Annotated in this window: 18 protein-coding genes and 1 other RNA gene; 8 read left to right on the top strand and 11 right to left on the bottom strand. The window is 69.3% G+C overall.

Going from position 1 to position 18,553, the window contains the following annotated elements:
• Positions 1-296: 296 nt before the first annotated feature.
• The 6 genes from ACZ1DY_RS06550 to ACZ1DY_RS06525 form a co-directional block, all read right to left on the bottom strand.
• Positions 297-1,160: an SCO6745 family protein gene (locus ACZ1DY_RS06550; RefSeq protein WP_465483866.1), complete on the bottom strand. Its 864-nt coding sequence runs from the start codon at positions 1,158-1,160 to the stop codon at positions 297-299.
• A gap of 425 nt (positions 1,161-1,585) precedes the next feature.
• An RNA gene (rnpB, locus tag ACZ1DY_RS06545) (RNase P RNA component class A) lies at positions 1,586-1,984 on the bottom strand.
• Positions 1,985-1,998: 14 nt separating this feature from the next.
• Entirely contained in the window at positions 1,999-2,550 is a 552-nt protein-coding gene (locus tag ACZ1DY_RS06540; protein WP_465483865.1) for a COG4315 family predicted lipoprotein, read from the bottom strand.
• Positions 2,471-3,754, bottom strand: coding sequence for an NAD(P)/FAD-dependent oxidoreductase (locus tag ACZ1DY_RS06535; RefSeq protein ID WP_465483864.1), 1,284 nt, complete (start codon positions 3,752-3,754; stop codon positions 2,471-2,473). The genes ACZ1DY_RS06540 and ACZ1DY_RS06535 overlap by 80 nt, the downstream gene beginning before the upstream one ends.
• A complete protein-coding gene (locus ACZ1DY_RS06530; protein WP_257488972.1) occupies positions 3,751-4,560 on the bottom strand; it encodes a ferredoxin in 810 nt (269 codons plus the stop codon). The genes ACZ1DY_RS06535 and ACZ1DY_RS06530 overlap by 4 nt, the downstream gene beginning before the upstream one ends.
• Entirely contained in the window at positions 4,557-5,207 is a 651-nt protein-coding gene (locus ACZ1DY_RS06525) for a DUF4142 domain-containing protein (protein ID WP_257488973.1), read from the bottom strand. Before ACZ1DY_RS06525 ends, ACZ1DY_RS06530 begins: the two co-directional genes overlap by 4 nt.
• Positions 5,208-5,453: 246 nt before the next feature.
• Between ACZ1DY_RS06525 and ACZ1DY_RS06520 the strand changes: the two genes are divergently transcribed.
• Genes ACZ1DY_RS06520 through sfnG form a run of 4 tightly spaced genes read left to right on the top strand, consistent with a single transcriptional unit; the run spans position 5,454 to position 10,379 of the window.
• Positions 5,454-6,008, top strand: a complete 555-nt coding sequence (locus ACZ1DY_RS06520) for a sigma-70 family RNA polymerase sigma factor (protein ID WP_192746918.1) — start codon at positions 5,454-5,456, stop codon at positions 6,006-6,008.
• Positions 6,005-6,388 (top strand): zf-HC2 domain-containing protein, encoded by a 384-nt coding sequence (locus ACZ1DY_RS06515; protein ID WP_126736540.1) that lies wholly within the window; start codon positions 6,005-6,007, stop codon positions 6,386-6,388. Before ACZ1DY_RS06520 ends, ACZ1DY_RS06515 begins: the two co-directional genes overlap by 4 nt.
• 31 nt (positions 6,389-6,419) lie before the next feature.
• The gene (locus tag ACZ1DY_RS06510; RefSeq protein ID WP_465483863.1) at positions 6,420-9,254 is read left to right on the top strand and encodes a BREX system ATP-binding domain-containing protein; all 2,835 of its coding nucleotides are present in this window, start codon (positions 6,420-6,422) and stop codon (positions 9,252-9,254) included.
• A 33-nt stretch (positions 9,255-9,287) separates the two neighbouring features.
• Positions 9,288-10,379: a dimethylsulfone monooxygenase SfnG gene (gene sfnG / locus ACZ1DY_RS06505; protein WP_465483862.1), complete on the top strand. Its 1,092-nt coding sequence runs from the start codon at positions 9,288-9,290 to the stop codon at positions 10,377-10,379.
• Between the two features lie 61 nt (positions 10,380-10,440).
• Here sfnG and ACZ1DY_RS06500 read toward each other — a convergent pair whose 3' ends face one another.
• From ACZ1DY_RS06500 to ACZ1DY_RS06485, 4 genes are all read right to left on the bottom strand, one after another.
• Positions 10,441-12,177, bottom strand: a complete 1,737-nt coding sequence (locus tag ACZ1DY_RS06500) for a hypothetical protein (protein ID WP_465483861.1) — start codon at positions 12,175-12,177, stop codon at positions 10,441-10,443.
• A 289-nt stretch (positions 12,178-12,466) separates the two neighbouring features.
• The gene (locus tag ACZ1DY_RS06495) at positions 12,467-13,576 is read right to left on the bottom strand and encodes a bifunctional RNase H/acid phosphatase (protein WP_185927328.1); all 1,110 of its coding nucleotides are present in this window, start codon (positions 13,574-13,576) and stop codon (positions 12,467-12,469) included.
• Positions 13,573-14,310 carry a zinc ribbon domain-containing protein gene (locus tag ACZ1DY_RS06490; protein ID WP_465483860.1) on the bottom strand — a complete coding sequence of 246 codons (738 nt, stop codon included), beginning with the start codon at positions 14,308-14,310 and terminating at the stop codon, positions 13,573-13,575. The genes ACZ1DY_RS06495 and ACZ1DY_RS06490 overlap by 4 nt, the downstream gene beginning before the upstream one ends.
• A 16-nt stretch (positions 14,311-14,326) precedes the next feature.
• The gene (locus ACZ1DY_RS06485) at positions 14,327-15,148 is read right to left on the bottom strand and encodes a Nif3-like dinuclear metal center hexameric protein (protein WP_465483859.1); all 822 of its coding nucleotides are present in this window, start codon (positions 15,146-15,148) and stop codon (positions 14,327-14,329) included.
• A gap of 31 nt (positions 15,149-15,179) precedes the next feature.
• Here ACZ1DY_RS06485 and ACZ1DY_RS06480 point away from each other — a divergent pair, with 31 nt between their 5' ends.
• A complete protein-coding gene (locus ACZ1DY_RS06480) occupies positions 15,180-15,734 on the top strand; it encodes a chorismate mutase (protein ID WP_465483858.1) in 555 nt (184 codons plus the stop codon).
• Between the two features lie 324 nt (positions 15,735-16,058).
• Here the strand turns inward: ACZ1DY_RS06480 and ACZ1DY_RS06475 are convergent, their stop codons facing one another.
• Positions 16,059-16,379: a hypothetical protein gene (locus ACZ1DY_RS06475; protein ID WP_126736547.1), complete on the bottom strand. Its 321-nt coding sequence runs from the start codon at positions 16,377-16,379 to the stop codon at positions 16,059-16,061.
• 130 nt (positions 16,380-16,509) lie between these two features.
• Between ACZ1DY_RS06475 and ACZ1DY_RS06470 the strand changes: the two genes are divergently transcribed.
• Genes ACZ1DY_RS06470 through ACZ1DY_RS06460 form a run of 3 tightly spaced genes read left to right on the top strand, consistent with a single transcriptional unit; the run spans position 16,510 to position 18,491 of the window.
• Entirely contained in the window at positions 16,510-16,971 is a 462-nt protein-coding gene (locus ACZ1DY_RS06470; protein WP_037331995.1) for a low molecular weight protein-tyrosine-phosphatase, read from the top strand.
• A gap of 23 nt (positions 16,972-16,994) precedes the next feature.
• Positions 16,995-17,816 carry an SURF1 family cytochrome oxidase biogenesis protein gene (locus tag ACZ1DY_RS06465; RefSeq protein WP_257488982.1) on the top strand — a complete coding sequence of 274 codons (822 nt, stop codon included), beginning with the start codon at positions 16,995-16,997 and terminating at the stop codon, positions 17,814-17,816.
• A gap of 54 nt (positions 17,817-17,870) precedes the next feature.
• Positions 17,871-18,491, top strand: a complete 621-nt coding sequence (locus ACZ1DY_RS06460; RefSeq protein ID WP_465483857.1) for an FMN-binding negative transcriptional regulator — start codon at positions 17,871-17,873, stop codon at positions 18,489-18,491.
• The last annotated feature ends 62 nt before the right edge of the window (positions 18,492-18,553 follow it).

Raw genomic sequence — 18,553 nt, 5'->3', positions numbered from 1 at the left:
CGACCATCCTCGGTCTCCATCATCGTTGCAAGGGTCGTCTGGATTAACCCCGGCCACCCGTATTTCGCAGTGTGCTGACGGCCTCACTCGCTTGCGAGGCATCTTGCTCACTGTGAGTACGGGTCGGCCGCGGAGATTTCGGCCTCGACCAGTGTGACATGACTCGTTCGGTGGCTTCTCCCGAGTCCGCTGGGTGAACACGTATTCGACAAAAAACATGAGTGCCGATCAAGCGAAAGTCACGCTTCCGTTACCCAAAGCGAAATCAGGGGCGGCATTTTCACTACATAGCGTGATTATCGGCCCGTGGAGAACACATTCGCGGGAAAAGCGCCCGCTTCGACGGCCCGGCGGCTCAAAGGCCCGCACAGCTCGTGAAGCCGCTTCGTCTTCTCCTCGCCGAGGCGCTCCCACGCCCCCGTCGACGCCGCGTTCGTGGCGACTTCGAGCCGTTCGCGAAGATCGTTCCCGGCCTCGGTCAGGCCGCCCTGTTCGTCCAGGATGCCCTGCTCGCGGAGTTTGGCCGCGGCGTCGTCCCACTGCTGTTCGCTCCAGCCGCGGGACTCCTTGGCCGCGGCGGGCAGGAACCCCTTGCCGGTGGCGGTGTGCGTGACGAGGGCGGCGAGCCCGTCGAGCCCGTTGGCGACGAGCGCGGCGATGTGCCCGTCGCCGCGATGCTCGCGCAGGAGGGTGATGGCGTGCCACAGGACGAGATGCGGCTCGCTCGGCCAGTCGAGCCCCGCGTGCCCGGCGAACAGGGGACGGCCGTCGACCTGGCAGCCGCCGGTCGCCTCGCGGGCGAGCTCCGCCGCTTCGGCGACCTCTTCGGAACCGAGCGTCTCCTTGCCGAGCAGCCGGGTGAGCGTCGCGTCGACGGCTTCGAACCGGGCCTCGATGATCTTTTCGGGCGTGGCCAGCGTCCACGCGCGCGGGATGTGGCGGGCGACGAGTTCGGGGTTGAAGTTGTAGAAGGTCGCCGCGACCACGCCGGGCCCCACCGCGCCCATCGGCGCCGCGCGGCCCGCGAAGTACGTCATGCGCCCTGGGCGGAGACCCACGCCGGTGAGCGCGGCTTCCGTCTCGGGGGCGAAGTAGGTAAGGGAATGCAGTACATCGAACGTTCCGCGGAACCGTCCCGTGACGCGACTCGCTTCACCCATGAGGGCAGCCTACCGACAAGTAGTGACGGGCGCAGCGTCCGAAGGGGCGGCGGCGGGAGCAAGGGACCTTTGCTATCACTTCCGCAGGTCGGGCGTGGGTCGGGTGGTCGTGAGTGGCGTTTCGGGTTCTAACCCGAAACGCCACTCACGACCACCCCGATCCACCGCTCACCGCCGCCGGAGTCCGTGAAGGCCTCCTTCCTTACCCTCAAGGTAGGTAAGGAGGCCTTCACGGGCCTACCGCCCATCTCGGGGAGTACATGAAGGCCCCCTTCCTTGCGCCTGACGCAAGGAAGGGGGCCTTCATGTACTTGGGCGGCCACAGGGGCGTGCGTGCCCGTCGCGGGTTCCGTGAAGGACTCCTTGAGGGACGCTGGGTCTCTCAAAGCGACCTTCACGAACTTCGCGGCCCAGAAAAAGAAGTACGGACGAGCCGGCGTGTAAGCCGGATCCTGTCCCCGCCCCGCCTTGCGGCGGCACGGGTGGCGGCCATCCATCTAGGCCCGCCGTCGCCGGCGGGCTCGAGCGGCCTACCCGCAGGCTCGGGCGGGCAGCCCTCGATCGCCTGCGCAGGAGCCTCGCGGCTCCCTCTTGGCCTTGCTCCGGGTGGGGTTTACCTAGCCGTCCTGGTCACCCAGGACGCTGGTGGTCTCTTACACCACCGTTTCACCCTTACCCCCGCCCGCGAAGCGAACGGAGGCGGTCTGTTTTCTGTGGCACTGTCCCGCGGGTCGCCCCGGGTTGCCGTTAACAACCACCCTGCCCTGTGGAGTCCGGACTTTCCTCGAACCGGATTCCCGGCTCGCGGCCGCCCCGCCGACTCGTCCGTCGGCGAATCCTACTGCACGGGTCCGGGCAGGCAGTTCAGGTTGCGCCGCCCGTCGGGCTGGACGACGAACCACAGGTGGTCGGTGCCCTGGCCGGTCCATTCGCCGGGTCGCGCGTTGGCGAACTTGTAGAGCGGCCAGCCCGCCAAGGTCACCTGTTCGGCGCCTTCGGGACGCTTGATGGTGTCGACGAGCGCCGGGTCGATGCCGGTCACCGAGGGCGTGCCGCTGGTCGTGACGGGCGTCCACACGACGGCGCAGTCCCCGAGGCACGCCGAGCGGGCCTTGTGCGGATCGTCGCGTTCGTAGCGGAAGAGGACGGCACCGGTCTCGTCGAGGACGGCCTGCCCCATCCGGGTCATGTAGACGGCGGTGAGCCCCGTGCCGGCCGGGGTGCTGGGCGGTGAGGTACCGGGGGACGACGGCACCCGCGGGCTGGGGAGGGCTTCGGTGACCGGAGCCTGAGCCGTCCGCGACGCGGGTTCAGCCGCCTGCCACCACATCGCGGCCCCCACGACGAGCGCCGCGATGACGACGAGCATGGTCAACCGCGATCGGCGCATCAGGCGTCTCCTGTTCTCCCGGGTGGCTGACGGGGTTCTGCTCCGCGATCTCGTTGGTCCAGTGGAGGACGGCGGACGGGCTGTCGAGGCCGACGACACCGACGAGCCGCCCCTTGCGGACGAATCCGGTGACGGGCCGTTCACCGCCGACGGGTGAAGCGAGCGCGACGGTGTCGGTGCCGAGCTTCGGGATGCCGCCCGCCTGGATCCGCATGCCGTGCTGTTCGGACCAGAACCGCGGCACCGGCGCGAACGGACGCGATGCCTGCGGACCGGCGAGCAGGTTCTCCGCGGCCGCGCGGCCCATTTCGACGGCGTTGAGCCAGTGTTCGACCCGTCTCGGCGTCTCGTCGAAGCGCAGGTTCGGCCACTGCGCGACGTCACCGGCGGCGACCATGTTGCCCATCCCGAGCACGTGACAGGTCGGCGAGCAGACGACGCCGTCGTCGAGCGGCAGCTTCGAGCCGCGCAGCCACGAGATCGACGGCACGGTCCCGACGGCCACGACGACGCACGAGACGTCCAGGATCCAGCCGTCGGACGAGCGCAGCCGCAGGCCGTTCGCCGTGGTCTGCCAGCTGTCGACGGACGCGCCCAGCGCCAGCCGCACCCCTCGCGACCGGTGCAGCGCCGAAAGTTTCTGCCCGATGTGCTTGCCGACGACCTCGCCGAGCAGATGCGCCGACCGGCCGACGATGGTGACCTCCCGGCCGATCTCGCGCAGGCTCGCGGCGACCTCGCAGCCGATGAACCCGCTGCCCAGCACCGCGACGGGCCCGCTGTCGGCGACCAGGTTGTCGCGCAGTTCCGCGGCGTCGGCGAGTGTCCTGACGACGACCACCCGCGGATGTCCGTGCGGCACACCGGAAAGGCGCCGCGGTTCGACGCCGCTGGCGATGACGAGTCCGTCGTAGTGCAGTTCCTCCGCCCCGGGCAGATGGACGACCTGGCGACCCGGCTGCAGGTGGGTCGCAGGGGTGTTGAACCGCCATTCGGCGTCGATCTCGCCGGGCCGGGCGAGCAGCATTTCCGCCGGATGGGTGGCTCCGGTCAGCAGTTGCTTCGACAACGCCGGGCGGTGGTACGGCAGCTCCGGCTCGTTGCCGACGATCACCAGTTCGCCGTCGAACCGCAGTTCCCGCAACCGTTCCGCGCACCGCAGGCCGGCCAGCCCGCCGCCGACCACGACGATCCGTTCGCTCATCGTTCCGCCCCCTGTAATCGGATCGCCCGCATCGGACAGGCTCTGGCCGCGGCTTGCACGAGCGGCATCTGTTTGGCCCCGGGTTTCCGGAGGTAGTGCAGCTGGCCGTCGTGTGTGAGCTGGAAGACCTTCGGCGCTTCGGCCTGGCAGATGGCGTAGCGGTGGCATTTCTTGTCGTCGACGGAGATCCGGACCGGTCGCGCCCGGCCGGCGCCGCCTTCGAGCAGCCCCAGCCACACCAGCGCCCGCGGCGGGAGCACCCGGAGCACGGTGAGCACGACGGCGGGGGTGAGCACGGTGATCCCGCCGAGCCAGACCGTCGCGAGGTTCCCGTTCGCCGCCGCGCCGAGCCAGGAGTGGATCGCCAGCAGGCCGACCGCGAAGTAGCCGGCCTGATGGAACCGCTGCCCGCGGCGATCGGTCACCCCGCGGCGCACCGCGGCGGTGATCGAGACGGCGACGAACAGCTCCAGCCCGACGACTCCCGCCGCGTGCCGCGCTACCCCGCCGCCCGCGAACGGGATCAGCAGCGCGAGCACACCGAACGAGTCGTCGTCGAGGAACAGATAGGACAGTCCGTGGACGGCGCCGGTGGCGAGACTGAACGTCGCGAACACGACGTGACCGCCGCGCAACGCCTCGTGGCCGGTGACGCGCCTGATCCAGCCGGTGGCGCTCAGCACGCCCCACACCAGCGTCAGGCACATCGTCACGTAGGCGAACCGGGCCGACAGGGCGGCGATGTCCCGCACCCCGCTGTCGTGCGGCGACGGGGCCGGGATCACCGCCAGGAGCGAGGCCGTCATGCTCGCCCGCCCGGCACGCCGAGAAACCGCACGAGCCCGAAGGTCGCCCCGCCGGCGATCCCCACCATGAGCATGCCGAGCGCGATGTCGCCGCCGTCGAGGTCGTTGCCGCCACCCGGAGCGACCATCAGCGAGGTGGTCTCGGCGATACCGGTGCTTTCGAGCAGGGTCATCTGCCGCATGACGGTGTCGACGGCGGTCTGGGCGAACGACCGCATCGCGTCGTCGCGGGTGGCGGCCCGGACGTGGGAGGCGAGACCGAAGATGCTCCCATGCGCGGCACGGGCGCGGTTGACGTAGAGCCGGTCGAAGTCGGCACCGGCGGCACCGGTGATCTCGTCGGCCCACGAGCGCTGTTCTGCGGTGGGTTCGCCGGGCAGTTCGACCCGGACCTTCGAAGCGAGTGCGCGGACCTGCGTGTCGAGACGGTCGTGGTCGTCGGCGAGTTTGCGGCCGACCTCGCGGACCCGCTGGGCGCTCCCGCGCTGTTCCGCCTGACGGCTCACCGGGCCTTCCCACAAACCGGCTTGGCGTACCCGGACAAGGAGCTCCCGATCATGGGAGTCGATTTCCGCGAAGGCATGGGCCGGCGTTCCCAGCCATATCACCATGCAGCCGATCACCACTCCGAGAAGTCGATAGATCATTTCACCCGTCCCCGTCCGAGATATGCCTCACTGGGAGTACGGCGAACCGGAGCGGCCGGTTCGATCTACGCCGCCATACCCAGTGTGATGTGCATCACACGACATATTTAGAACCGTTTCCGGCCGACATACGTACCGGACGACTAATGGTAAATAGAGCACTACTGCACATGGCCCACGGCGATAGTCTGCGCTACGGTGTACGAACCTGGGAAATCCTCCACCGCTGGGGAGGTCGCGAACTTCATGGAAGCAGTGGGCAGAGAATGCCGGCTCGGCGGCGACGCTCGGTCGAGCGAGCTTTCCGACGAGCTGATCGCGTTGCTGTACAAGGATTTCCGGGAAACCCTGTTCAACCAGGTGATGTACCTGACCGGCCATGATCAGCAATGGACGGAGGACGTCGTACAGGAGACGCTGATTCGCGCCTGGCAGCATTCCGACACGTTGAACCGTGAGCCGGGAATGCTGCGCGGCTGGCTGCTCACGGTCGCCAAGCGGATCGTGATCGACGGCTGGCGAAACCGGCGCGCACGCCCGCAGGAGGTGGAGCTGGACAGTTCCGAAAGCGCCGAAATAGCGGATCGGACCGAGCAGTCGCTGTCCGCGCTCGTCATTTCCGAAGCACTACGCTATCTGGACGGCAAATATCAGGCCGTCATCTACGAGACGTATCTGACCGGGCATACGGTCCGGGAGGCGGCGGTGATATTGGGAATCCCGGAGGGAACGGTCAAATCACGGCTGTACGCGGCTATGAGGACATTGCGGCGGTCGTTAGGAGAGCTGGGTTCGCGATGACGAAGCGAAAGGTGAAACACACCGATGTGGCGGCGTACGTACTCGGTGTGCTGGACCAAGCCGAGGCTCACGCCTTCGAAACACATTTGAAGGGCTGCGTGCGCTGCGGCCGCCAGGTCGCGGAATTCGCTTCGGTGGAGGACGCGCTGGCCAAGGCCGACCTGAGCTACCTGTCCCCCGTCGCATCGCGGCGCTGCGGGCGGCTGTCGCTGATCGCGGCCAACCTCGTGGTGGTCTTCCTGGCGTGCGTCGTCGCGGCCCTGATGTCGTCGCAACGGTCGTCCCGCCGGCTTCGGCGGATCTCGTCGGATGCGCGCATCTCGACCCGTGCTCCCCTCGATGACCAGCGATTACTCCCGATACCGCTTACGTTCGAGTAGTCTGCCGCAACCCGACACGAAGGTCTCTACGGTGCATACCGAAGTAAATCCCGAGAGCCCCTTCGGCGGGCCTTCGGTACCGAAGCGCCGCGCCGCAGGGCTGCTGGGCCGAGACGGCGAACTCGGCACGATCACCGGGCTGCTCCGGGCCGCCCTGGCCGGCCGGGCCGTCAGCGCGGTGGTGGTCGGCGAGTTCGGCATGGGCAAGTCGTCGATGCTCACCGCGGCGGGCGAGCTCGCGGAAGCGGCCGGGTTCACCGTCGCGATCGCCACCGCGTCCCGGCTGGAGACGCATCTGAGCGGCGGGGTCGGCCGCCAGCTGATCGAGGGGCTCACCCACGCGCCCGCCGTCCCCGGATCACCGAGGCCGCGTGCCCCGCACGCCACCGAATCGCTGCCGGAGCGCCGCCCCCGGACCGAAGAGGAACAGACCGAGGCGCTCGACGCCTTCTTCCACGCCGTCCGGCACGCCGCCGAACAGGGGCCGGTCTTCCTCGGCATCGACAACATCCACCTCGCCGACCCGTGGTCGATGCGCTGTCTCGCCTACATCCGCCACCGGGTCGAGCACCTGCCGGTGATGGTCGTGCTGACCTCGCTGGTCGGCCACGTGCAGACCGGCGAGGTCGCGCTGCTGGAGATGTCCGGCTGCACTCCGGCGACGATCCTGTTGCGCGGGCTCGGCGCCCGGCACGTCGCCGAGTTCCTTCGTGTCTCTCCCGGGCGATTCGCCGAGGAATGCCGCGAGGTCACCGGCGGCAACCCGTTCCTGCTCGGCGCGCTGGGCCGCCGTCTGGTCCCGGGGATGGACCTGGACGCCGCGGGGTCGGCGATGATCGGCGAGGTGCTGCGGGTCCGCATGCACGAGTACACCGCCGCGCCGAAAATGCTCGAAGCCGTCGCGATCCTCGGCGAGGACGCGAGTTTCGACCTGCTGGCCCAGCTGGCCGGGGTCGACGAGAGCACCGCGATGGAAGCCATCGACACGATGGTGCGCGTGCACCTGCTGAGCAACAGCCACCGGCCGGCGCTGACCTACCGGTTCGTCCGCAACTCGGTGCTCGCCGACATGCCGCTCACCACCAGGGCGGTCACCCAGGCCCGCGCGGCACGGCTCCTGCACGACGCGGGTGCCGCGCCGGAGCGCGTCGGCGCGCATCTCCTTGAGGCGACCGCGATCAGGATCCCTTGGGCGGTCGACGTCCTGCGCCTCGCCGCGCGGCACTCCGTGGTCGCGGGCGACCCGGAGCTCTCCATCCGGTTCCTGTCGCGGGCGCTGGAAGAACGGCTCAGCGAACGCAAACGGATGGCGATCCTGCTCCAGCTCGCGCACGCGGAATTCCACTGCGACCCGGATTCGGCGCCGGCCAGGGTGCGCGAGGCCATCGACCACATCGACGACCGCGAAACCGCGGCCTTCGTCGCGACGGCCATGATCCTTTCGCTGTGCTGCGGCCCGGACGCGCGGCTGGCGATCAACTCCGCCGGCCAGTTCGCCGCCCGGCTCGACACGGGCGGGCCCGACGCCGTCTGGCCGCTGCTGTGCATGACCTATCTCGCCGAGGCGGGCAGCAGGCTCGGGCCACCGCCGGACTTCCGCGATTTCGAGCGGCAGTGGGCACCGCTGAACGATCCCGCCGCGCAGCAGAGCCGGTCGGGGCTGCTCGCGCTCGACGCGGTGCGCAGCGGGAAGTCCTCGGCGGACGCCGTCCGGCATTTCGGGGAGGCGTTGTCCGGCGAGCAGCCCGAACTGTTCGAACAGCCCTACTTCTTCACGCTCGCGACGGCAGCGCTCGCCGACGAGCCCGCGCTCACCGACAAGCTCTGCCAAGTGCTCGACACGAAACGCCTGCCGTGGGACTTCCACGTGCCGAAGGGGGCACTGGCCACCCTCGCCCGCGGGATCGCCGTGCAGGCTGGCGGCGATCTGGTGCGGGCGAGTGTCCACTACGAATCGCTGGTGCGGCAGTTCGACGAACGCGGCGCCCTCAGCCGGTGCCCGATCGCGGTGCTGTGCGCGGCGAGATTGATCGAGGTCTCGGTCGACCTCGGCCGCCACGACGTCGCGGAAGCGGTGCTGGACAAAATCGATTTCGCCGCCACACAAGCACTTTTCACGCACAACTACCTGCTCTACGCCCGCGGCAGGCTCCGCGCGGCCACCGGCGAGCCCGAGCTCGGCTACGAAGACCTGCGCGGCTGTGGCCGCCGTCTCGAACACCACGGCATGCGCTTCCCCGGCTTCGCCCCGTGGCGCGCGCACGCCGCCCGCACCGCGCTGGCGCTCGGGCGCACCGACGCGGCGGCCCGGCTCGCCGAGGAGGATCTCGACGCCGCCGGGCGCTGGGGATCGCCGAGGATCCTCGGCGGCGCGCTGACCACCGCCGGGCTCGTCCGCGACAGCGGCCTCGGCGAGGAGGGCGAACGCCTGCTCACCAAGGCCGTCGACGTCCTCGGCGGATCGACCGCGAAACTGGCGCTGGCAGAGGCGCTGACCGAACTCGGCCTGCTCCAGGCCCGGCACGGGCAGGCCGAGAGGGCGATCGGCACGCTGCGGATGGCCACGCAGTCGGGCAAGCACTGCGGGGCGCGGCCGCTCGCGAGACGGGCCGCCGAGGCGCTGCGGGACGCGCGCGCCAGCCTCACCACGGCGAAGGACAACGAACACGGCCTCACCAAACAGGAGTACCGCGTCGCGCTGATGGCGTCACAAGGTCTCACCAACCGGGAGATCGCCGAGGCGCTGCATCTGACCCGCCGCACCGTCGAACTGCATTTGTCCGGGGCCTACCGGAAACTGGGGATCACCGGCCGCACCGAATTGAGTTCCGCGCTCGGCCGGTCCCAGCGCGTGGACGCCGATTGACGATTTCGCCCGCACGGCGGTTCACTCCGCGACATGCCGGGAATCGAATCCGAACCACTCAAATTCGCCTATTGGGTCCCCAATGTGAGCGGCGGCCTGGTCACCAGCGACATCGAGCAGCGCACCGACTGGGGATACGAGTACAACCGAAAACTCGCCGTCCTCGCGGAGAACAGCGGGTTCGAGTACGCGCTGAGCCAGGTCCGCTACACGGCCAGCTACGGTGCCGCCTACCAGCACGAATCGACCGGGTTCAGCCTCGCGCTGCTGCTCGCGACGCAGCGGCTGAAGGTGATCGCGGCGGTCCATCCCGGACTGTGGCATCCCGGGGTGCTCGCGAAGTTCATCGCCAGCGCGGACGTGATCTCCGGCGGTCGCGCGGCGGTCAACGTGGTCAGCGGATGGTTCAAGGACGAATTCACCAACCTCGGCGAACCGTGGCTCGAACACGATGAACGATACCGTCGATCGGAAGAGTTCATCCGGGTGCTGAAGGAGCTTTGGACCAGCGACCACGCCGAATTCGGGGGCGATTTCTACCGGATCCACGATTTCGACATCAAACCCAAACCGGTCGGACGGCCGCATCCGGAGATCTTCCAGGGCGGCAACTCCACCGCGGCGCGGAAGCTCGCGGGCCGGGTCTCCGACTGGTACTTCAGCAACGGCAAGGACTTCGACGGTTTCAGCGAGCAGGTCGCGGAAGTCCGCGGCTACGCGGCCAAGAACGACCACGCCGTCCGCTTCGGGCTCAACGGCTTCGTGATCGCCCGCGAGACCGAGAGCGAGGCGAAGGCCGTCCTGCGCGAGATCGTCGTGAAGGCGAACACCGAGGCCGTCGAGGGCTTTCGCAATGCCGTCAAGCAGGCGGGAAGCTCCACATCGGACAAGAAGGGGATGTGGGCCGACTCGGAGTTCCAGGATCTGGTGCAGTACAACGACGGCTTCCGCACCGGGCTGATCGGCACGCCCGAGCAGATCGCGGACCGGGCCATCGAGTACAAGAAGCGCGGGGCGAACCTGCTGCTGCTCGGCTTCCTGCACTACCTGGAGGACGTCGAGTACTTCGGGAAGCACGTGCTTCCGGTGATCCGGGAGAAAGAGGCGGCCCTGGAACGCGTTTAGTCCTCTGGATGCGGTCGTTGCGCGGGGCAACTACCGCGTCCAGAGGACTGAACGCAGAGGGTTACGGCAGGTAGACGGTCTGGCCCGGATGCATGGTCGGGCCGCAGTCCTTGAGCGGGCCGCCGAAGCGCGCCTTCTCGACCTCCGGCATGGTCTTCGCGGCGTAGTCCTGGACGGCCTTCAGCTTGTCCGGGCTGGTGATGGCGTCCTTGCGCACGAAGTCACCGTTCCGCGGGCCGCTGCCCGGGTACACGAAGATCGGCTCGTAGTCGCGGTCGATCCGCGGGTCGACGGTGATGCCGTTGCCCGCGGCCCACGGGCCCCACGAGTGGATGAAGGTCGGCTTGACCTTGTCGAACACGTAGTCGCGCAGGCCGGGCATGTCGCCGTTCTTGACGAAGTCCGCGACGTCCGCCTCGACCAGCCCGGCCATGTCGACCAGGTGCAGGCGGCTGGTCATCGACGAGCCGCCGAGGTCGGGCAGCAGCAGCGACGCCTGCTGGAGACCGAGGATGTCGGCCATGGTGTTGAACCCGCGGCCGAACCGGTCGGCGATGAGGCACGCGGGGACCGTCGGGACCTCTTGGAACTTCTTCGACGCCGACGCGAAGCCCATCCCGGACGGGATCGCGGCCGCGACCAGCACGAGCACCACGACGGTGCGCAGCACCGCCCGCGAGCGGCGCATCAGTTCACCGGCGGCCAGCGTTCCCGCGAGCACGCCGAGGATCCAGATCGGGGTGGCGAACCGGTGCTGGCCCATCCAGTCCGGGACCATCACGCCGTACGCGATGATGCCCAGCGCCAGCGGCACCAGCAGCGCGATCAGCGCGCGCCGCCATTCCGCGCGGACCAGCGCGTAACCGATGGTCAGCGCCAGCAGGATCGTCCCGGCGACACCGGCGTAGCCGACCAGCTCGAACGGCTGCTTCAGCGCCGAAAGCCCGGGCAGGCCCTGGCCCTTGGCGATGGACGGGTTCGCCAGCAGCCTGCCGAATTCGGCGATTCGCCAGGCGAGGTACGCCCCGAACGGGATCGCGAACGCGACCACGGACACCACGATCAGCTTGATGCTCTGGCCCAGGAGCGGTTTCCGCAGCTGGAACAGGACGACGAGCGGGTACGCACCGCCGTAAATCAGGCCTTCGGGGCGGGTCAGCGCGGCGAACGCGACCAGGATCCCGGACCAGATCGCGACCTTCGCGGTGAGGACGGTGTCCTTGCGCACGGCCACGAACAGCAGGGCGGCGAGCCAGGCGACGGCCATCCCGAACAGGGAGTTCTCCAGGCCGGAGATGGTCCAGATGACGAACGACGGGATCGCGGCGAGCGTCAGCCCGACGACCAGCGTCGCCAGCCAGGCGAAGCGCGCGAAGATCTGCTTCGCCATGATGTGGCACGCGGCCAGCGTCCCGGCGGTGAACAGGAGTCCCAGCAGCTTCGGGAACATGACGTAGTCGGGGACGCCGAACAGCATGCCGCTGTCGAAGACACCGACGAGCTTGCCGAGCACCAGCGCGACCAGCCACGTCGAGTTCGACCAGCCCTCGACCGACGGCTGCCCTTGCTGCAGCACCGGGCCCAGCCCGTCGGCGAAGCTGCGCGCGTAGGAGAAGGTGATGGCCGCGTCGTCGACGATCCAGTGGCCGTAGAGGGTGGCGTGCCAGGCCAGCGCCGCCACCCCGGCGAGCACCGCCAGGTACGGCGCGACACGGGCGGCCAGGCCACGACGGGCCGGCGTCTCGGCCGGGTCGGGCACGTCTTTTTCGGAAGCCTCGCTGAGTGCGCTCGCCGTCATGTCCCCGTCTTTGCCTTTTCGCTCACGTGCCGTCGCCCGAAACTGTAGCCAATACCCCATCGGCCGCTTCCGACGCGTCATATCCAGGCGTGATCCGCGCCACACCTTCTGGCCAGGGGTGCTTCGCTCGAACTGAGGTCGGCTGGTTGAGCGAGGACACCTGTACGCGCTTCTTCTTGGCCGAAGGTCTCGGATTTACGGAGGCGGGCCGCCGCCCCGGCTCGGTGAGTGCCGGCGGATGCCGCGGCCCGGCTACGGAAATCCGACAGCGCGCTTCAGAAGACACTGATCAGGACAGATGCGAGATGTCGTTCACCAGCCGCACCGACGCGTTGCCGTCCGGATAGAACTCGACGATCGACAGCGACGCCAGATCCAGATGCAGGCGGAACAGCAGCGACGGCCCGGCGTCCAGGCCCATCCGCAGCAGCGCCTTGATCGGCGTGACATGGCTGACCAGCACGAGCGTCCGGCCGCCGTACTTCGCGATCAATTCGTCGCGGGCCTTGCGGACCCGCCGGTGCACGCCGTCGAAGCTCTCGCCGCCCGGCGCCGCGATCGAGGTGTCGGAAAGCCAGCTGGTCTGGAATTCGGGGTCGCGGTCCATGGCCTCCTTGAAGGTGAGGCCCTCCCAGTCGCCGAAATCGGTCTCGATCAGCCCGGGGTGGGTCTCGACCCGGCCGCCGAGCGCGTCGGCGATGGCCTGCGCGGTCTGCTGGGTGCGGATCAGCGGTGAGGCGATGATCGGCGCGGCCTCGCCATCGACGACCAGGCCCTCCATCGCGCCGAGGCGTTTCGCGGCGGCGGCCGCCTGCTGCTTGCCGTGCTCGGTGAGGGGGACGTCGCCCCGGCCGGAGTACCGCTTCTCGACCGACATCGCCGTCTGGCCGTGCCGCACGAGGAGGAGCTTGGTCGGTGTCCCGGTCGCGCCGGTCCAGCCGACCGGGCTGACCCTGTCCTGCTTCACGGTCTTCTTCGGCGCCTCCGCCTGCTTGCCGGCGTCCATCGCCTCGTTCGCGAGCCCGTCCGCGTGGGAGTTCTCCGCGCGCGGGATCCACTCGTAGCGCACGCGCGAGAACCGCGCCGCCAGCTCCTTGGCCTCGGCGTTGAGCGGCTGCATCGACGGGTGCTTGACCTTCCAGCGCCCGGACATCTGCTCCACCACGAGCTTCGAATCCATCCGGACGTCCACTGTGGACGCTCCGAGCTCGGCGGCCGCGGCGAGCCCGGCGATCAGGCCGCCGTACTCGGCGACGTTGTTGGTCGCGATGCCGACGTACGCCTTGCGCTCCGCGAGCACCTCGCCGGTGGCCGCGTCCTTGACGACCGCGCCGTATCCGGCGGGCCCCGGGTTGCCCCGCGAACCGCCGTCGGCCTCGACGAGCACGTGATCGGTCACAGGCCGGACTCCAGCGTGCGCACCAGGATGGCGCCGCAGTTCTCGCACTGGATGACGTTCTCCTCGGGGGCCGCCTTGATCTCGGCGATCTCGCGGCGGTCGATGTCGAGCTGGCACGCGCCGCAGCGGCGGGCACGCAGCAGCGCCGCGCCGATGCCCTTCTGCGCACGGACCCGCTCGTACAGCTTCAGCAGGTCTTCCGGGAACCGCGGCAGGAGCTTGGCGCGGTCTTCGTCGCGGCGGGCCTTCGTGGTGTCGAGGTCGGTGAAGTGCTCGTCGCGGCGGCTGACCGCTTCGGCGACCTCGTTCTCGGCCTTCGCGACCTCGGCGCTGGTGCGCTGAGCGTCCAGCTCGAGCGCTTCACGGCGTTCCATCAGTTCGAGCAGGTCGTCCTCCAGCGCGGCCTGGCGCCGGTTGAGGCTGTTCAGCTCGTGCTCGATGTCGGCCATCTGCTTGGCCGCGACGGAACCGGATTCGAGGAGCTTGCGGTCGCGGTCGCCGCGGGCGCGCACCGACTCGATCTCCTTCTCCTGGCGCGCGATCTCGCGGTCGAGGTCGGACGCCGCGGTCTGGACCGAGACCAGCGCGTCACGTCGTTCGCGCACCGTCTTCTCGCCCGCGTCGATCTCGGCGATCTCCGGCAGGGTGCGGCGACGGTGGGCGGTACGCGAGAGTTCCGCGTCCACCTTCGCGAGTTCGAGCAGCTGGCGCTGGACGGCGGGATCGGCCTTCACGGTGCTCCTTGGATTGTCAGTGCTCGGTTCGGGTGGCCCGTAGCGTCCACGGGTCGGTGCACCTCGTGGAGACGTGAACGTCGACGTTACCCGCAAACGCGGCACGGACGACGGCCGAGGCTTGCTCGCACCACGGCCATTCGCTCGCCCAGTGCGTTACGCCGACCAGGGCGGGGACTTCGGTGATCTCGGCGAGGTGTTCGCCGGCGGGGTGATGCCGGAGATCGGCTGTGACGTACGCGTCGACACCGGCGGCGGTGGCCCGCTTGAGATAGCTGTCGCCGGACCCACCCGAGACGGCGACACGACGGATCGGCCGGGCCGGGTCGCCCGCGCCGTAGACGCCCGGCTCCGTGCGCGGCAAGGCGTTCGCGACGCGTTCGACGAAGGCGGAAAACGGTTCGGGCTCGGGCAGCTCGCCGATGCGCCCGATACCGGTGACGCCGTCCTCGCGAGGGTCGAGCGGGCCGAGGACGGTCAGGCCGATGGCGTCGGCGAGCGCGTCGGAGACGCCAGGCGACGCGGAATCGGCGTTGGTGTGCGCGCAGTAGAGAGCGACGCCGGCGCGGATGAGGCGGTGCACGAGACGCCCCTTGGTGCTGTCGGCCGGCACGCCGTGGACGCCGCGCAGCAGCAACGGGTGATGCGCGACGATCAGCTGCGCGCCGCCGTCGATCGCCTCTTCGACGGTCTCGCCGACCGGGTCGACGCAGAACAGGACCTTGTCCACCTGCTCGGCCGGGTCGCCGCAGACGAGTCCGACGGCGTCCCACGATTCGGCGAGTTCGGGCGGGTACGCCTGCTCCAAGGCGGCGATGACTTCGGCTAGCGCGGGCACCTGGGGATTTTCGCATGTAGCGTTTCCGGGCATGCGACTTCGGGTGCTCTGTGCCACCTCGCTGCTTCTCGTGCTGCTACCCGCGCCCGCGTCGGCGTCTTCGGGACTGTGGGAACTGACCGACCTGGCCGCTCAGCGCGTGCAGATCGCCGACAAGGTCGCGGCCGCGAAGTTCGGCACGCCGTCGCCGATCGACGATCCGGTGCGCGAACAGCAGATCCTCGACTCGGTGGCCGCGAAGGCGCCCGGCCTCGGTCTCGACGCGGCCGGAGTGGTGCGGTTCTTCCGTGACCAGATCGAGGCGAACAAGGTCGTGCAGCGCGGCCTGTACGCGCGGTGGACCGAGCACCCCGGCACCCGGCCGCCCGGGCGACCCGATCTGGGGACCGAGGTGCGGCCGGTGATCGACCGGCTGAACGCGGGGCTGCTCACGGAACTCGCGGAGACCCGGGACGCGCGGGCGCGGCGGTCGTGCGACGCGCGGCTCGCGGTCACGGTGCGGCTGACCGACGCGCGGCGGGGGCTGGACCGGCTGCACTCGGCGGCGCTCGCGGAGTCGGTGCGGTCTGCCTGTGTGCGGCGCTGACCTGCGGAAAGGGAGCAAGGGACCTTTGCTACCGCGGCGGGGGTGTGTGGATTCAGAGACGTTGAGTGTCCCTATTTCCGCACACCCCCTACTGCGCGTAGTGACTGTGTGGATTCTGGTGCGTTGGGTGACCCGAAATCCACACAGTGCCCGCCGGAGGGGAGCAAGGGACCTTTGCTACCGCTTCGGGCGCGGCCCGTGTCGCGAAAGCCACTTTCAGGACGTCAGATGTCCCGAAAGTGGCTTTCGCGACATCCTTCGGTCCGCGCACGGAAGCCGCTGACCTGCGGAAAGAGAGCAAGGGACCTTTGCTACCGCCCGGGCTCAGTCCAGCGCCTTCGCGTCCTTGCTGATCGCCCACCGGCCGGCCGCGCGCACCACGCGGCCCGTCCACAGCATCGCCCGGTAGGCCTTCGTCGCCTGATCGGGCAAGTCGGGCCGGACGACCTGGTACGGCGCGACGGACGCGCTCGACCGGAGGTGTAACGGCATCCTGGTCATCGCCTCTTTCGGCGATCTCGCCTGGACGAAGTGGTGCTCCGACACGATCCGCCCGACCTCGTAGGGGTGCGGAAGCTTGACGGTGATGCGGTACCAGCGGAGCCCGGTTGCCGGGGACTCGACGCTGGGTGTTGGTGCGCTCATACGCGACCTTCCTGCGTGTTTCTCTCCAGGAGGTCTACTCCCGCTTCGTCCCGGCTTTCCAGCTTCGCGCGCCCGGTAGCCGTTCGGAGCCGGTGAGCGGTCGATCTCCGGCGGCCATCACACTGATCGGGTGCTGCACATCGTCTTCGTCTGTTCCGGCAACATCTGCCGTTCCCCGATGGCCGAGCTCGTCTTCCGCGCGAAGGCCGAGGAAGCGGGTCTCGATCACCTCGTCCAGGTGTCCAGCGCCGGAACCGGCGGCTGGCACGTGGGCGAGGCCGCCGACAAGCGGGCCCGCGCGAAGCTGGCCGAACACGGTTACCCGACCGGCCACGTCGCGGCCGAGGTCGACCGCGGGCATCTGGCCGCCGACCTGCTGCTCGCGGCGGACGAGGGCCATCTGTCGTTCCTTCGGCGCAAGGTGTCGGACCCGGCGAAGGTCCGGCTGCTGCGCGAGTTCGACCCGTCCGCGCCCGAAGGCGCCGAGGTCCCGGACCCGTACTACGGCGAGGACGACGGTTTCGAGGACGTCCTCGGCATGATCGAGCGGGCCGTTCCCGGCCTGCTCGACTGGGTGCGCGCACACGCCTGAGGCCGACCGCTTACCGTGGTGGGGTGCGGTTGAAGTTCCTGCTGAAGCCCGGGTGGCTGGCGTTGACGTTGGTGGTGTTCACCTTCGCCATCACTTGCTTCACCCTGCTGGCGCCATGGCAGTTCTCCCGCAACACCGAGCGCGAGCACCAGAACGCGGCGCTGCGGGAGTCGTTCTCCGGCCAGCCGCGGTCGCTGGAGCAGCTGCTTCCCAACGGGGCCGCCCCAGATCAGCGCACCGAATGGCACCTGGTCGCGATGAAGGGAACGTACCTGCCCGAGGGCGAGGTCGTGGCCCGTCTGCGCTCCGTCCAGGGCGAAGCGGCCTACGAGGTCCTGACACCGTTCCGGACCGTCGAGGGCACGGTCGTGCTGGTGGACCGCGGATACGTCCGGCTCGACGACAAGTCGCGCGCGCTCCCCTTCGCCCCGCCTCCCACCGGCACGGTCGACATCGTCACGCGGGCCCGTCACGACGAGAAGGACGGGAAGAACCGCGACGCCTTCGCCGACGAGTCGACCGGCGGGAAGCTGCAGAGCTACGTCGTCGATTCCCAGGTCGTCGCGCGGGCCGCGAAGCTGGACATCCGGCCGGGCTACTTCCAGCTCGACGTGAACCAGCCCGGCGTGCTGGGCGCGCTGCCGCTGCCGCAGACCGACGCCGGGCCGTTCTTCTCCTACGCGCTCCAGTGGATCGCGTTCGGGGCGATGGCGCTGATGGGCTGGCTGTACTTCACCGTCCGCGAGCTGAAGCCGGGTGGCGCGCTGGCCACGGAACGGCCACAGCGGCGCAAGAGCGTCGCGGAGATGCTGGCCGAGGACGAACGCTCCGAAGTGGCCACCTGATCTGGCGCGAAAATGGCCCTTTCATAGGTCCATTCCGCATGATCCCCTTCGATCATGTTGATTCACCCGTGGGACGCCGCCCACGACGACACCGAATGGCGGGCCTGGCTCTCCACACACGACTTCGGCCAGTTGATCGCCGGAGGCGTGGGCCGTGACCTGCCGATCGTCAACCCCGTGCACTTCGTCTACGACGGCGACCGAACGGTCCTGCTGCACCTCGCACGCCCCAACCCGGTCTGGCCGTTGCTGGAGGAACACCCGCGCGCACTGCTTTCGGTGATCGACGATCACACCTACATCCGCTCGGACTGGAACACCCCCGCCGACCCGCCGCACGGAGTCCCGACGTCGTACTACGCGTCCGTCCAGCTCGAATGCGACGTCCGGCTGGTCGACGACGCCGCGGAGAAGGCAGCGCTCCTCGACCGGCAGCTCGCGCATTTCGAGCCCGGCTCGGGCCGGGTGGGAGTGAGCGCCACCGAGGCGCCGGACAAGCGGGTTCTTCCCGGCATCCGCGGCGTCGAGCTGACCGTGACCGGGGTGCGGGCGAAGTTCAAGTTCGGCGGGAACAAGCAGCCCGCCGACCGGTCGCGGATCGACGCGGAGCTCGCGCGGCGCGACGGTCCGATGGACGCACGGGCGCGGGCACAGCTGGCGCGGCGGGAGCGGTAGCAAAGGTCCCTTGCTCCCCTCGGGCGGACACCGTGTGGATTTCTGGTCACCCAACGCACCAA

It is taken from the genome of Amycolatopsis sp. PSD-21 (assembly GCF_055561455.1).
The sequence above is the reverse complement of the archived record's forward strand: the minus strand, read 5'-3'. Positions and strand labels throughout refer to the sequence as shown.